This window comes from Kitasatospora sp. NPDC023118, assembly GCF_055560875.1.
Genome location: NZ_JBVHHW010000007.1, coordinates 131,370 through 145,504, shown reverse-complemented (window position 1 = coordinate 145,504; position 14,135 = coordinate 131,370). Strand labels below are relative to the sequence as shown.

Annotated in this window: 15 protein-coding genes; 8 read left to right on the top strand and 7 right to left on the bottom strand. The window is 74.3% G+C overall.

Annotation, left to right across the window (positions count from 1 at the left end):
• Positions 1 to 24: 24 nt before the first annotated feature.
• The 4 genes from ACZ3UD_RS11470 (at position 25) to fxsA (ending at position 4,595) form a co-directional block, all read left to right on the top strand.
• Positions 25 to 1,665 carry an amidohydrolase gene (locus tag ACZ3UD_RS11470; RefSeq protein ID WP_465585295.1) on the top strand — a complete coding sequence of 547 codons (1,641 nt, stop codon included), beginning with the start codon at positions 25 to 27 and terminating at the stop codon, positions 1,663 to 1,665.
• A 43-nt stretch (positions 1,666 to 1,708) separates the two neighbouring features.
• Positions 1,709 to 2,167 (top strand): N-acetyltransferase, encoded by a 459-nt coding sequence (locus ACZ3UD_RS11465; protein ID WP_465585294.1) that lies wholly within the window; start codon positions 1,709 to 1,711, stop codon positions 2,165 to 2,167.
• Positions 2,168 to 2,305: 138 nt separating this feature from the next.
• On the top strand, positions 2,306 to 3,961 hold the full coding sequence (lnt, locus tag ACZ3UD_RS11460) for an apolipoprotein N-acyltransferase (protein ID WP_465585293.1): 1,656 nt from the start codon (positions 2,306 to 2,308) through the stop codon (positions 3,959 to 3,961).
• 55 nt (positions 3,962 to 4,016) lie between these two features.
• Positions 4,017 to 4,595: an FxsA family membrane protein gene (fxsA, locus tag ACZ3UD_RS11455; RefSeq protein WP_465585292.1), complete on the top strand. Its 579-nt coding sequence runs from the start codon at positions 4,017 to 4,019 to the stop codon at positions 4,593 to 4,595.
• A 186-nt stretch (positions 4,596 to 4,781) separates the two neighbouring features.
• On the opposite strand, the gene ACZ3UD_RS11450 is transcribed toward fxsA, so the two are convergent.
• The 3 genes from ACZ3UD_RS11450 to ACZ3UD_RS11440 form a co-directional block, all read right to left on the bottom strand.
• Positions 4,782 to 5,156, bottom strand: coding sequence for an RNA polymerase-binding protein RbpA (locus ACZ3UD_RS11450; protein ID WP_355365562.1), 375 nt, complete (start codon positions 5,154 to 5,156; stop codon positions 4,782 to 4,784).
• Positions 5,157 to 5,432: 276 nt separating this feature from the next.
• A complete protein-coding gene (locus tag ACZ3UD_RS11445; protein WP_465585291.1) occupies positions 5,433 to 7,064 on the bottom strand; it encodes a hypothetical protein in 1,632 nt (543 codons plus the stop codon).
• A 110-nt stretch (positions 7,065 to 7,174) separates the two neighbouring features.
• Positions 7,175 to 7,369 (bottom strand): hypothetical protein, encoded by a 195-nt coding sequence (locus ACZ3UD_RS11440; protein ID WP_355669189.1) that lies wholly within the window; start codon positions 7,367 to 7,369, stop codon positions 7,175 to 7,177.
• A gap of 384 nt (positions 7,370 to 7,753) precedes the next feature.
• On the opposite strand from ACZ3UD_RS11440, the gene ACZ3UD_RS11435 reads away from it, so the two are divergent.
• The 3 genes from ACZ3UD_RS11435 to ACZ3UD_RS11425 are packed head-to-tail and all read left to right on the top strand — an operon-like array spanning position 7,754 to position 9,789.
• The gene (locus ACZ3UD_RS11435; RefSeq protein ID WP_465585290.1) at positions 7,754 to 8,146 is read left to right on the top strand and encodes an ankyrin repeat domain-containing protein; all 393 of its coding nucleotides are present in this window, start codon (positions 7,754 to 7,756) and stop codon (positions 8,144 to 8,146) included.
• Positions 8,147 to 8,170: 24 nt separating this feature from the next.
• On the top strand, positions 8,171 to 8,686 hold the full coding sequence (locus ACZ3UD_RS11430; protein WP_465585289.1) for a GNAT family N-acetyltransferase: 516 nt from the start codon (positions 8,171 to 8,173) through the stop codon (positions 8,684 to 8,686).
• 29 nt (positions 8,687 to 8,715) lie between these two features.
• Positions 8,716 to 9,789, top strand: a complete 1,074-nt coding sequence (locus tag ACZ3UD_RS11425; RefSeq protein WP_465585287.1) for a serine hydrolase domain-containing protein — start codon at positions 8,716 to 8,718, stop codon at positions 9,787 to 9,789.
• A 113-nt stretch (positions 9,790 to 9,902) separates the two neighbouring features.
• On the opposite strand, the gene ACZ3UD_RS11420 is transcribed toward ACZ3UD_RS11425, so the two are convergent.
• The 3 genes from ACZ3UD_RS11420 to ACZ3UD_RS11410 form a co-directional block, all read right to left on the bottom strand.
• Entirely contained in the window at positions 9,903 to 10,553 is a 651-nt protein-coding gene (locus ACZ3UD_RS11420; protein ID WP_465585285.1) for a vitamin K epoxide reductase family protein, read from the bottom strand.
• Between the two features lie 86 nt (positions 10,554 to 10,639).
• Positions 10,640 to 11,455 (bottom strand): DsbA family protein, encoded by an 816-nt coding sequence (locus ACZ3UD_RS11415; RefSeq protein WP_465585283.1) that lies wholly within the window; start codon positions 11,453 to 11,455, stop codon positions 10,640 to 10,642.
• A 145-nt stretch (positions 11,456 to 11,600) separates the two neighbouring features.
• Positions 11,601 to 12,275, bottom strand: coding sequence for a hypothetical protein (locus ACZ3UD_RS11410; RefSeq protein WP_465585281.1), 675 nt, complete (start codon positions 12,273 to 12,275; stop codon positions 11,601 to 11,603).
• Between the two features lie 159 nt (positions 12,276 to 12,434).
• Between ACZ3UD_RS11410 and ACZ3UD_RS11405 the strand changes: the two genes are divergently transcribed.
• Positions 12,435 to 13,313, top strand: a complete 879-nt coding sequence (locus ACZ3UD_RS11405) for a CHAD domain-containing protein (RefSeq protein WP_465585279.1) — start codon at positions 12,435 to 12,437, stop codon at positions 13,311 to 13,313.
• A 47-nt stretch (positions 13,314 to 13,360) separates the two neighbouring features.
• On the opposite strand, the gene ACZ3UD_RS11400 is transcribed toward ACZ3UD_RS11405, so the two are convergent.
• Positions 13,361 to 14,134 (bottom strand): uracil-DNA glycosylase, encoded by a 774-nt coding sequence (locus tag ACZ3UD_RS11400; protein WP_465585277.1) that lies wholly within the window; start codon positions 14,132 to 14,134, stop codon positions 13,361 to 13,363.
• Between the last annotated feature and the right edge of the window lies 1 nt (position 14,135).

Here is a 14,135-nt window from a genome sequence, read left to right as displayed (position 1 = left end):
AAACCAAGGTGCAGACTTATCGGCATGACCGAACGCACCCTCCCTCCTTGCCCGCCCTCGGGCAGGAGGGGCCCACGAACCGTCCTGCTGCGCGGCGGCGCCGTCTACAGCCCCGCCGACCCCTTCGCCACCGCGATGCTCGTGGAGGGCGAGCACATCGCCTGGGTCGGCAGCGACGGCGCCGCCGAGGCGTACGCCGCCACCGCGGACGAGATCGTCGAGCTGGGCGGCGCCCTGGTCACCCCCGCCTTCGTGGACGCCCACGTCCACGCCACCTCCACCGGCCTGGCGCTCACCGGCCTCGACCTCACCGGCAGCCCCTCGCTGGCCGCCACCCTGGCGGCCGTCAGCGCCTACGTCGAAGCCCGGCCCGAGTCCGGCGGGGTGCTGATCGGCCACGGCTGGGACGAGAGCGGCTGGCCCGAGGGCCGCCCGCCCACGCTCGGCGAACTCGACGCCGCCGCCCGCGGCGCCGCGCTCTACCTCTCCCGCACCGACGTGCACTCCGCGCTCGCCACCACCGCGCTGCGCACCCTCACCGAGGGCCTCACCGAGCGGCCGGGCTTCGACGCCGAGGGTCCGCTCACCAAGGACGCCCACCACGCCGTCCGGCAGACCGCGCTCGCCCACCTCACCCCCGAGCAGCGCCGCCGCGCCCAGCGCGCCACCCTCGCCCGCGCCGCCGAACTCGGCATCGGCGCCCTGCACGAGTGCGCGGGCCCGGAGATCTCCTCCGAGGCCGACCTGGCCGCCCTGCTGGAGCTGGCCGCCGACCGCGAGGGCCCCGAAGTCTTCGGCTACTGGGGCGAGTTGGGCGGCGTCGAGACCGCCCGCCGGCTCGGCGCGGTGGGCGCCGGCGGCGACCTCTTCGTGGACGGTGCGCTCGGCTCGCGCACCGCCTGCCTGCACACCCCGTACGCCGACGCCGAGCACACCGGCACCGCCTACCTGAGCGCCGAGCAGGTCGCCGACCACGTCGCGGCCTGCACCGAGGCCGGGCTGCAGGCCGGCTTCCACGCCATCGGCGACGCCGCCGTGGCGGCGGTCGTCGAGGGCGTCCGCGCGGCCGGCGAACGGGTCGGCGCCGGCCGGGTCAAGGCCCTGCGCCACCGCGTCGAGCACGCCGAGGCCCTGGACGACAAGGCCATCGCCGCCTTCGCGGAGCTCGGCCTCACCGCCTCCGTCCAACCCGCCTTCGACGCCGCCTGGGGCGGCCCGGACGGCATGTACGTGCAGCGCCTGGGCGCCGAGCGGGCCGCCGCGCTCAATCCCTTCGCCGCCCTGCTGCGGGCCGGCGTGCCGCTGGCCTTCGGCTCGGACGCCCCGGTCACCCCGCTCGACCCCTGGGGCACCATCCGCGCGGCGGCCTTCCACCAGACGCTGGAGCACCGGATCTCGGTCCGCGCCGCCTTCACCGCCCACACCCGCGGCGGCTGGCGCGCGATCGGCCGTGACCAGGACGGTGTGCTGGTCCCCGGCGCGGTCGCCAGCTACGCGATCTGGGCCGCTGAGGAACTGGTCGTCCAGGCCCCGGACGCCCGGGTGGCCGGCTGGTCCACCGACCCGCGCTCCGGCACCCCCGGCCTGCCCGACCTCACCCCGGGCCGCGAGCTGCCCACCTGCCTGCGCACCGTGGTCCGCGGCCGCACCGTGCACCGGCGCTGAAATCGGATGAGACGGCGGGCCCGGCGCGCTTAGGTTGATCACCATGACGACCGCCCCCCTGGTGCCCGCCGACTTCACCGTCCCGCGCGAGCTGCTCGCCCCGGAGTTCCGCCTGGAACCCCTGGGCGAGCAGCACAACGACTCCGACCACGCCGCGTGGACCGGCAGCATCGACCACATCCGCGCCACCCCCGGCTGGGCAGGCCGCGGCTGGCCGCCCGCGGGCGGGATGCCGCTCGACCGCAACCTCGCCGACCTGCGCCGCCACGCCGCCGACTTCGAGGCCCGCACCGGCTTCACCTACACCGTCCTGGAACCGGACCGGGACGAGGTGATCGGCTGCGTCTACATCTACCCGGACCGCGAGGACCCGTCCGTGGTCTCGGTCAGCTCCTGGGTCCGGGCCGACCGCGCCGAGCTGGACGCCCCGCTGTACCGGGCCGTCTCCGGCTGGCTCGCCGAGTGCTGGCCGCTGCGCGACTTCCGCTACGCCGAGCGCTGACCCGAGCGCGGGCGGGCCGGGCGGAGGGGGCCGGGGAGGGGATCGGCCGTACCACCCTGACCTCACGCGACACCGACGTTCCGGGGTACCTTCTTCGGACAGCGTCCGAACAGCAAGCCCCAGGAAGATGGTGCGCCGGTGGCCATTCCCGTCACCCAGGAGCGGTCCGGGACCGCTCCGGAGCCGCAGGAACCGGCCCCCACACCCGGCAGGCCCGGCCGCGCCGCCCGCGCGCTCGCCAAGGTCCGCGCCGGGCTGCCCCGGACCGGCCTCGCCGCACTCGCCGGCCTGCTGCTCGCGCTCGCCTTCCCGCCCTACGACCTCTGGCCGCTGTCGCTGCTCGGCGTCGCCGCGCTCTCGCTGCTCACCCGCGGCCGCACCTTCCGCCAGGGCCTGTGGACGGGCTTCGCCTTCGGCCTGCCGTTCTTCCTGATGCTGCTCAGCTGGCTGCGGGTGGTCGGCTGGGACGCCACGGTCGGCCTGTCCGTCGTCGAGGCGCTGTTCCTGGCCCTGCTCGGCGGCGCGCTGGCGCTCACCTCCCGGCTGCCCGGCTGGCCGCTCTGGGCGGCCTGCCTGTGGATCACCCAGGAGTGGGCGCGCGACCGGCTGCCGCTCGGCGGCTTCCCCTGGGGCCGGCTCGCCTTCGCCAACACCGCCACCCCGTACACCCCGCTGGCAGCGATCGGCGGCGCGCCACTGGTGACCTTCGCCGTCGCCCTCTCCGGCGCCCTGCTGGCCTGGGCCGCGCTGCGCCTGCGCGGGCCGCGCAAGGCCCCCAGGGCGGCCGCGCTGGCGGCGCTCGGCGCGGTGGCCGCGCTGCTGGCCGGCTACCTCGTGCCGGTGCCGACCGCCGCGAACGACACCGTCAAGGTCGCCATCGTCCAGGGCAACGTGCCCAACCCGGGCATGGACTTCCTCGGCCGCCCGATGATGGTCCTCAACAACCACGCCTCGGCCACCGAACGCCTGGCCGCCGACATCCGGGCCGGCAAGCTCCCGCGCCCCGACGTCGTGATCTGGCCGGAGAACTCCTCCGACCTGGACCCGTTCAGCGACCCGCTGGCCCGCCAGCGCATCGACGAGGCGGTCCAGGCCGTCGGCGTGCCCACCCTGGTCGGCACCCTGGTCGACGGCCCGGACGCCCAGCACGTCCAGAACGAGGGCATCGTCTGGGACCCGGTCACCGGCCCCGGCGCCTCCTACACCAAGCAGCACCCCGTCCCCTTCGGCGAGTACGTGCCCTTCCGCGCCCAGCTGATGAAGGTGATCACCCGCCTCCAGCGGGTCGCCCGCGACTTCTACCCGGGCGACCACAACGGCGTGATGCAGCTCGGCCCGGCGAAGATCGGCGACGTGATCTGTTTCGAGGTGGCCTACGACGAGATCGTCCGGGACACCGTGGACAGCGGCGCTCGCGTCCTGGTGGTGCAGACCAACAACGCGACCTACGCCGAGACCGGCCAGCCCGAGCAGCAGCTCGCGATGAGCCGGCTGCGCGCGGTCGAGCACGGCCGGGCCGTCCTGATCGCCGCCACCAGCGGCATCAGCGCGGTGATCGCCCCGGACGGCACGGTCGAGCAGCGCACCCAGGAGCTGACCCCGGCCGAGCTGTCCGCGACCGTCCCGCTTCGTGACGGCACCACGGTGGCCGACGAGGTCGGCGCCGCCCCGGAGTGGACGCTGGCGATCGGAGGCCTGCTGGCCTGCGGCGCCGCCGTGCTGGTCGGCCGTCGCAAGAAGGCCGCCGCCGGAACACCCGTCGCCGGGGAATCGTTGGACCGGGTGGTGCCGTAGCCGGCACGGACCTCCCGTGCGGCGCGCAGAGCACCGCTTGGAGTGGATTCGTACCGTGACCCAGCAAGCTACCCCCACCCGTCCGGCCCCGCGTGGCAGGCTCCGACGGGTGCTGCCGCTGCTGATCACCGCCTGGCTGGTGCTGGAGATCTGGCTGCTGGTCCTGGTGGGCTCGTGGCTGGGCGGCTTCGCCGTCCTGCTGCTGCTCATCGCCGGCGGGGTGATCGGCGGCTCGCTGATCAAGCGGGCCGGGATGAAGGCGCTGTCGGCGGCCATCGAACAGGGCAAGAACCCGCAGTCCCAGCAGCCGCAGACCGGCACCAGCATGACCGTGCTGGCCGGGCTGCTGCTGATCATCCCGGGCTTCCTGTCGGACCTGGTCGCCCTGACCCTGCTGTTCCCGCCCACCCGGGCGCTGTGGCGGGCCGCCGGGCGCCGGATCGGGGACAAGGCGCTGCGCAGCACCTCCACCGTCGGCGCCGACCCGTTCGCGGACGCGATGCGGCTGCAGGAGCAGATGCGCATCCACCGCCCGGACGGCAAGGTGATCCAGGGCGAGGTGGTCGAGCCGGAGGCCGGCCCGCGCGGCCCGCAGGGCCCGGACACCGGCTACCGCCCGCCGATCACCGGCTGAGCCGGCCGAGCCGCACGGACCGACACGGGCCGCCCGACCGGGCGGCCCGTTGCCGTTCCAAGGCCCCTGCCGTTGCGGGCCCGTACCGCTCCGGACAATGCGAAAGGGACCCTGGTGAGCGAAAGGGACCCTGGTGACCAGGGTCCCTTTTCGCGTCCTCCCGCCCAGCGGCGGGAGAGAGGTGTGTCAGGCGCTCTTACGGGTGTCCCGCGGGTGCACCGCGAGGTTCATCCCGCCGGAGCGGAGCACGGCCAGCCGCTCGGCCAGCACCTCCTCCAGCTCCTCGCGCGTCCGGCGCTCCATCAGCATGTCCCAATGGGTGCGCGTGGGCTTGACCTTCTTCTCCTCCGGCTCGTCACCGTCGAGAAGTGCCGCCTCCTGCCCACAGAAGCGGCATTCCCAGGTCGCGGGGATCTCCGCCTCGACCGAGAAAGGAACCTCGAAACGGTGTCCGTTCTGACATGCGTACTCGACGGTCTGGCGGGGAGCCAGATCGATACCACGGTCGGTCTCGTAGCTAGTGGCCCCGAGTCGCGTGCCGCGGAGAGCTCGCTCGCTCATGAATCGTGCCTCCCGGGCTTATGGCCCACAGGACTAGTGGTCGCTGTTCTTCGTCGTTCGGTCAACGCTCGGCTTCCGACGAAGATTCCCGTCCCGGGACATGCGTCGTCTGTCGTGCCGCCCCTGTTTGTACCCACCAGCGCCCGATTTGTCACATCTGGCCGGTGATATCACTCCAGGTGTCACCTATCTCACATCTGGTGATCGGTCGGCCTTTCCGTGTCGAGCGTACCGGGACGGGAATCGACGGCCGTCGCCGACCCCTCTTCCCCGTGTTCAGGAGATCGGTCGGGAACGGATCATCGGCTCGGTCTTGCCGAGGTCGACCGGGTGGACCGGGCGGACCGGGTGGGCTTCGGGCGCGTCGTCGGCCGGGACCACCGGCGGGTGCTCCGGGCGGGGCGGCGTGTCCGGGGCGGCCTCGGTCCGGCTGTCGCGGTGCGGCAGCAGGGCGATCACCGCGTCCCGCAGCTGCGGCGGGGCCTCGTCGTCCAGCGGGTCGACGGTGGCGGGCACCTGGAGCCGGACCGGGGCGCCGTTGCCGATCCGGGCGTAGCCGCGGCCGGCCGGGGCGTGCGCGGCGGGCACGATGTCCAGCGGTGCGCCGAGTGCGGCGTGGCTCTCCTCGGGCCCGGCCGGGCCGAGCACCACCCGGGCCCGGGTGGTGGCCCGGACGGTCGGGGTGAGCCGGTCCCGGGCCTCGATGTCGTCGGCGATCACCACGGTGACCCGGGCGGCCCGGCCGTGCCGCAGCGGCAGCTCCAGCAGGTCCTGCGGGTCGGGGCGGCCCTCGGCGTGGGCGAGTTCGCTCAGCTCGGTCGGGTGGTCCAGCAACAGCCACAGCGGCCGGGTGGCGTCCTCCGGCGGGGCGGTCCCGGCGTGCCGGGCGGCGTTCAGTGCGGCGAGCCGGCGGTCGGTCTCCCTGGCGGCCCACTCCAGCGCGGCCAGCGCGCCGTGCAGGCTGGTCTCCACGGTGTGCACTCCGGGCCGGTTCACCAGACAGGCGTGCTCCCCGGTGCCGGCGCCGTCGATCACCACCAGGTCGGCGTACGGGAGGGCCTGGAGCGCGAGCGAGCGCAGCAGGCTGGAGGTGCCGTAGCCGGCGACCCCGAGGGCCAGCAGGTGCGGCTCGGAGGAGCGCGGGCCGGTGCGCCAGACCACCGGCGGCTGCTGGGCGGTGGTGCCGCCCTGGCTGACCGGGATGGTGCGGGCGGTGCCGTCCTCGTCGGTGAAGCCGAGCACGATCTCGCCCGGGGCGGCCACGAAGCGCTGGGCGACGATGTCGGTGGCCAGCGGCGCCATCGCGGCGATGCGCAGCCGGTTGGACTCCTCGTCCCAGTCGAAGCGGTACTCCCGGGCCCGCCCGGCTTTGCCCTGGACGACCTGCTCGATCCGAGCCCGGGCGGCCGGCTCGGTGTCGGTGAAGTACGCCGGGTAGCTCAGCTCCAGCCGGGAGAGCCGGCCCTCGCCGTCGAATTCCCAGGAGCTGAAGGCGCTCTTGTAGCTTCCCTCGAAGTGGTACAGCGGGTTGGCGTCCTCGGGCCCGCACAGGTACGGGGTGAGCGCCGAGTAGAGGGCGCTCAGCTTGATGTCGGCGACGTCGGGCGCGGGCGGGGCGGGAGCGGCTTTGGGGGGCCGACCGGCCCAGGCGGAGCTGGCCATCAGGGCGATCAGTGCGAACAGCAGGCCGTGCGGCAGCAGGTAGATGCCGATCAGCGTCGCGGCGGTCAGGAACAGGGTCGGGCCGCGGCGCTCCTGCGGGGTGGCCTGCCAGCGGGTCCTGGCCCAGTCGGCGTGGTGACGCAGGCCCCGGCCGATCACGGCGAGCGGGGCGAACATGTCGGAGGCGTGGTCCCCGGCGGTTCGGGCGATCTCGCGGCCCTTGGTGAGATGGCGGTGGAGCGGCATTCCGTGACTCCCCGGGCGAGTGGGACGGGTGGGGTGAGGGGGACTGCTCGGGTACGACGGGGCCCGGGGCGGTGGGATCCGCGCCCGGGCCCGTACGGGGAGTGGCGGTCCTAGAACTTGATGCCGCCGAGCAGGCTCGCCAGGCTGGCGCCGCCCGCTGTGATGCTCGGGGCGATCGAGGAACCGGCGATGTAGAAGCCGAAGAGGGCGCAGACGATGGCGTGTGACATCTTCAGGCCGTCTCTGCGGAAAAACAGAAAGGCGACGGTGCCGAACAGGACGAGCGCGGAGACATTGAGGATCACGTTCTGCTCCTCGGGGAGGGGGCGGGGACAGTGTTACTTAAAGTGCCCTAATCGTGACAAAAAGTAATAGCTGATGGAACGGTGCAAACGGGTGGTTCTGCCGTTCAATGCCGCCCGGGAGAACGGATGGGGGTATGCGAACCGGCCGGGGTGGGGGCCTTGTGTCGCACGGATTCGGTGCGGGAGGCATTCCCGGGCAGTGGGCGGGAGGTTTCCGGGGGCTCCGGGAAGTTCGCTCGAACGGCTGCGCAACCCGCGCGGCCGCGTGTCCCACCGGTGCCGCCGTCATCCGGAATCCGGACACCGGCTGGCCCGGGTTCGCGTCGGCCGATACGGTGCGGTACGCACCGCTCCCTCGCCAGTTCCCAGGAAAGGCAGCCCGCCATGACCGATGCCCCCGACGCCGAGGTGATCGCGCTCGCCGGGAAGCTCTTCGACGCCGCCAGGGCCGGAGACACCGACACCCTGACCGCCGCGGTCGACGCGGGCGTCTCCGCGGACCTCACCAACGGCAGCGGCGACACCCTGGTCATGCTCGCCGCGTACCACGGCCACACCGCCACCGTCGAGGCGTTGCTCGCGCGCGGCGCCGACCCGAACCGTGCCAACGACAAGGGCCAGACCCCGCTGGCCGGAGCCGTCTTCAAGGGCGCCGCGGACGTCGTGGACGCCCTGCTGGCCGGCGGCGCCGACCCGAAGGCCGGCTACCCCTCCGCCGCCGAGGCCGCCGCGATGTTCGGCAGGACCGAGCTGCTCGCCCGGTTCGAGGGCCACTGAAGCGGGGTCGTAGGCTTTTCACCCATGGAGAGCACCGCCACCAAGGGCACCGGCACCGTCGAGTTCCGCGTCACCGGTTACGCCCACCCCGACGCCCAGGCCCTGTCGGCGGAGGTGCAGCAGGAGTACGTCCGCCGCTACGGCGAGCCGGACGACACCCTGATGCACCCCGAGGACTTCGAGGCACCGGCCGGACTGTTCATGATCGCCTACCTGGACGGCCGCCCGGTCGCCTGCGGCGGCTGGCGGGCCAAGCAGGCCGGCCCGGACGGGCTGCGCGACGGCGACGCCGAGCTGAAGCGGATGTTCGTGATACCCGAGGCCCGCGGCCGCGGCCTGGCCCGGGCGGTGCTGCGCCGCCTGGAGCGGACCGCCGTCGAGGCCGGGCGCACCCGCTTCATCCTGGAGACCGGCACCGAGCAGCCCGAGGCCATCGCGCTGTACGAGTCCGAGGGCTACGCCGCGATCCGGAAGTTCGGCATCTACAAGGACCACGCGCTGAACGTCTGTCTCGGCAAGGAGCTCATCGAGGCGGTCTGAGCGGCCGCCGTGCCGGGTAGACACCCGTGGTGAGCCACCGACCGCCCGATGCCGAACGGCTCTCCGCGCTGGCCGGGCCCGGCGGGGAGCTGGACCGACTGCTCCGGGACGGCGTGCGCACCGTGGGCGCGGGCGCCGTCTGGGCCGTCGGTGATGCCGGCGGCACGCTGGGCGGCGGCAGCCACGGTGTGCTCGGGCAAGGCCCGTACGCGGAGCTCGTACCCGGGTCGGACACGCTGTACGACCTCGCCAGCCTCACCAAGATCGTCGCGCTCTGGCCCTGCGCGGGCGTGCTGCGGCAGTCCGGGCGGCTGCCGCTGGACGAACCGCTCGGCCGCTGGTGGCAGCCCGCCGCGGGGCACCCGTCCGGAATCGTGACGGTGCGTCAACTCCTCGCGCACACCGCAGGAATGCTCCCGTACACCCGCTTCGAGCGGCGCTACGGGCGGGACCTCGCGGCGATCCGGGCCGGGGTGATCGCCGCCCCGCTGCACCGCGAACCGGGCGCCGCCGTCGAGTACACCGACCGCGCCGCCGTGCTGCTCACCTACCTGGTCGAGGACCTCGGCGGCGCGCCGCTGGACCGACTCGCCACGCGCTGGGTCTGGCGGCCGCTGGGCATGGCCGACACCCGGTACGGCCCGCTCGACAGTGCGGCGACCGCCCGTACCGCGCCCACCGAGTACGAGGAGTCGGTCGGCGCCCATCTGCGCGGGGTGGTGCACGACCCCTCCGCCCGGCTGCTCGGCGGGGTCTCCGGCAACGCCGGGGCCTTCTCCACCGCCGGCGACCTCGCCCGCTTCCTCACCGCCCTGCTCGCCCCGCCGCCCCAACTGCCCTGGGGCGAACCGTGGATCACCGAATCGCTGCGCGAGCAGACCGGCGGCCTCGCCCCCGCCCGCGGGCTGTCCTGGCTGTACGCCCCCGGCACCGAACCCGCCGAGGGCACCTTCGTCCACTACGGCTTCACCGGCACCGGCATCTGGGTCTCCCGGCGGCTCGGCCGCTGGGCGCTGCTGCTCACCAACAAGGTGCACTACGACCGGACCACCCAGCCGCTCACCGACCTGCGCAACGCCTTCCGGCGGGCCGTCTTCGGATGAGGGCCCCGATCGGGCGGATCAGATACGAACCACCTTCGGCGGAACCGGAATTGCGGCGGAGTGGCCGCGATGGACGGCAGTCGGCTCAGGAGGCGCGATGACGGAGACCTGGGTCAGACCAGGGTGCTCCAGTAGTACCAGAACCGGTTGAGGACCAGCAGCGCGATCACCGCCGCCCACAGCACCGGCAGCGCCCAGTGGTAGCGCGCCGCCTCCCGGACGACCGCCCGCATCCTCGGCCCGACCGGGATCACGCCCGTCCGCAGGTTGTGCAGGGTGGTGTACCAGAACAGCGCCACCACCGTCGCCCACACCACCATGCAGTACGGGCACAGCGCGCCGATGTCGTACAGCGCCTGGTCGATCAGCCAGTGCGTGAACACGACGCCCAGTGCCGTCCCGCCGTGCAGGCCCAGCCAGAACCAGCGCCGGTACGCGGCACCGGCCAGCAGCCCCGCGCCGATCGCCGTCAGCGCGCCGAAGGCCGCCAGGCCGAGCAGCGGGTTGGGGAAGCCGAACACCGAGGCCTGCTCGGTGCGCATCACCGAACCGCAGCTGATCACCGGGTTGATGTTGCAGCTGGGGACGTAGGACGGGTTCTCCAGGATGCGGAGCTTGTCGAAGGTCAGGACGGCTGAGGCGGCCAGCCCGATCAGCCCGCCGAGGAACAGCAGGATCGCGAAGGCCCGGCTCGCGCCGATCGTGGCTCGGCCGGCGGCGTCGGGGGCGGGTTGGGGCAGGTGCATGGTGGTCGCGGCGGTCATGGCAGCACACTCCGGTGGCTGGCTTGGAGGGGCCGGCCCGGCCGGGACTTCGGCCGGGCCGGTGGTGCCGTGCGGTGCGGTACGGCCTACTGGAGGCCGGCGGCCTGCTTGACCTGCGCGGTGAACTGCTCCGGAGTCGCGGTGGCGTTGCCGGCGAACAGGTTGATCGGCTTGCCGTCCACCTTGACCGTCGGAGTGCCGGTCACCCCGCTGTCGTTGAACGCGTCGGCGACCTTCGCCGCCCACGGCGCGTAGGTCTTGTCGGTGACGGCCTTCACGAAGGCGTCCGTCTTCAGCCCGGGCACCTGGCCGGCCAGGTCGAGGATGTGGTTGACGTCGCCGAAGCCGTCCTCGCGCTCGTCCGGCTGGTTGGCGTACAGCACGTCGTGGAACGCCTTGAACTTGTCCACGCCCTCGTTCAGCGCGGCGCCGGCCGCCGCCAGCGCGGTGCGCGAGCCCTTGCCGCCGAGGTTCTTGTCGAGGAAGGCGGCCAGGTGGAACTCCACCTTGATCTGGCCCTCCTGGGTGATCTCCTTGACGGTCTGGCCGTTCGCCGCCTCGAAGTGCTTGCAGACCGGGCAGCGGAAGTCCTCGTACACCTCCATGGTGTGCGGGGCGTCGGCCTTGCCGTAGGTGATCACCGTGCCGTCCGGGCCGGAGGCGTTGGCCGGGACGACCAGCGGGGCAGCGGAGGAGGCCGCGGAGGCCTTGTCATCCTTCTTCGAGCCCGTGCTGACCGCGAGCGCGACACCGCCCGCGAGGGCGAGGACGACGACGGCGGAGACGGTCACGACGATCCGCTGACGGCGCTTGGCCGCCTGCTGCTCGCGGCGCTGTGCCTCCTGGATCCGCTCACGGGCGCTGATGCGCTTGGCCTGCTTCTTGCCGGGGTCCTGAGCCATGGGGAGGTCAACTCCTGTACGCGGCGCGCGGGTGCGCGCGGGGAGCCGCACACACGGGTGCGGCGGGGTCGGTGAACGCGGGAGTCGTGCGCACTGCCTGCGGGCGTACGGGATGTACGGGACGGAACCTCGGTACGTGACCGGGTCAGCAGGCAGGCGCGAAGGAGGGCGGACCGCGCCGGGGCGCCGGGCTCAGCACCACGTCCTCGCGGCGCGGCCGCTTGCGGTCCGACACCGGCAGCGGCACCCGCAGCACCGGGCGCGCCGGGGCGGGGAGCAGCAGGACGATCAGCGCCCGCAGCGGGCGGGTCAGCGACTGGCGCAGCGCGCGCAGCGCCCGGGCCAGGCCCGACAGCGCCGCGTCGCCCAGCCGCAGCCAGGCCGAGGCGGCCAGCGCGATCGCCAGGTGCACCACCAGGAGCAGCAGCTGGGTCGCGGCGGGCGCCAACTGCCCGGCGTGGCCCAGCGGGCCGCCCAGCAGCGAGCCGTCCACCGAACCGCCGCCGCAGACCAGCAGGTTCACCCCGCGCGCGGACACGTGTTCGGACAGGACCGGCCCACAGCCGGTCTGGCCCAGGTTGAAGGTGGTGTTGAGCAGCAGCTCGACCGGCACCATCACACCGGAGATGTGCAGCAGCCGCCGCTCCCCGCCGGCCAGCGCGGCCGCGACCAGGAAGACGACGACGCTCGCCGTGGCCACCAGCGAGAGCGGCAGCGGGCGGCCGGTGATGACCACCTGGCCCAACGCGGCCATCGGCACGGCGAGCGCGGTGAACACCGCGGCCCGCAGGGCCCTGGTCGCATGGGTGGAGGTCGTCACGCTCGGGAGTATGCCATGGCACTGACGCCCGGCACGAGGGCGCGTGGTCGTTCGCGCTCCCATGACGTCCCCTCAGCGGCCCGAGCGGGGTCGACGGCGGCCGTCGCGCGACTAGCCTGGAAGGCGATCCCGGAGAGCCCGACGAGGGGGTGGACGCACATGGCGAGGCCCGCAACCACGGTGGGACAGGTGCTGCTCGACCGCATCGAGGCCCAGGCCGTGGTGCTGGCCGGACTGGACGAGGCCGTCCGGGCGGACGAGCCCGACGCGGTCCACCGGATGAGGGTCGCCTGCCGGCGGCTGCGCAGCGCCCTGCGGACCTTCCGCCGGCTCCTCGCCCCCGGCACCACCGACGGTGTCGTCGCCGACCTGCGCTGGCTGGGCGCCGCCCTGGGCCGCGCCCGGGACTGCGAGGTGCTCGCCGAGCGGCTGGCCGCTCAGGCCCGCGAGCTGCCGGCCGAGTGCGGCCCGGAGCGGGTCGCGGGCGCGCTGGAGCGGTGGGGCGAGACCGAGTACCGCCGGGTCCGGCCCGAGGTGGTCGCGGCCCTGGACAGCCCCCGTCGCCGCGCTCTGGCCGAGGCCCTGACCGCCCTGCTCGCCGACCCGCCGCTGCGGCGGCGTGCGGCCCGTGCGGCCGTCCCCGAGCTGTCCCGGGTCGCGGCCCGCGAGCAGCGCCGGACGGCCGAGCGGGTCCACGCCGCCCTCACCGCCGACCCGCAGGACCGCGACCGGGCGCTGCACGAGGCCCGCAAGTCCGCCAAACGGGCCCGCTACGCCGGCGAGGCCGCCGTCCCTGTGGTCGGCCCGGCGGCCGAGCTGTACGCGGAGCGGATGAAGGCCGTCCAGGAGGTCCTGGGCGAGCACCAGGACGCGGTGGTCGCCGCCGCGGCCCTCGCCGCCCAGCCGGACGCGGGTGGCGAGCCCTTCGGCTACGGCGCCCTGTACGCCCGCCAGCTCGCGGCGGCGGAGGCCGCGCGCGGCCGGCTGGCGGAGGTGTGGGCGCCGGCGGGGAAGCGGAAGCTGGCGCGGTTCGGGTAGGGCCCGTCCCTTGGGTGCGGCCGGACCGGCCGCGGTGTCGGGGTGGGCTACCGGGGGCTGAGCCCCGCCGAGCGGGCCGCGTCCCGGAGCAGCTCACGGAGCATCGCCGTGGTCAGGCGGCCGGTGTTGGTGTTGCGCGGGCTCACGTGGTAGCAGCCGTAGAGCCGCAGGTCGGGGCCGCCGTCACGGGCGGGGAGGGTGACCTGGGCGGCGTGGCCGAAGGCCGGGCGGGGGCGGGGGACCTGCCAGCCGGCGTCGGCGATCACCGGGAGCATGGCCTGCCAGGCGAAGCCGCCGAGGGCGACGACGGTTCGTACGGTGGGGCGCAGCAGTTGCAGTTCGCGGGTGATCCAGGGGCGGCAGGTGTCGCGTTCGGCGGTGCTGGGCTTGTTGCCGGGCGGGGCACAGCGGACCGGGTCGGTGATCCGTACGCCGTACAGTTCCAGGCCGTCGCCGTAGCGGACGGACTCGGGGCGGTTGGCGAGCCCGAGGTCGTAGAGGGCGGCGTAGAGAAGGTCACCGGAGGGGTCGCCGGTGAAGATCCGGCCGGTGCGGTTGGCGCCGTGGGCGGCGGGGGCGAGGCCGACCAGGACGAGCGGGGCGTCGGGCGGGCCGAAGCCGGGGATGGGGCGGCCCCAGTAGTCCCAGTCCTGGTAGGCGCGGCGTTTGGTGCGGGCGGTCTCCTCGCGCCATTCGACCAGGCGGGGGCAGGCCCGGCAGCCGGTGACGACGCGGTCCAGCGCGGTGAGTCCGGCGGTCCGGGCGGCGGCCTCGGCGGGGTGGCGGGGGTGGCCGGGGTCGTCGGCGGGGGACTGCGGCATG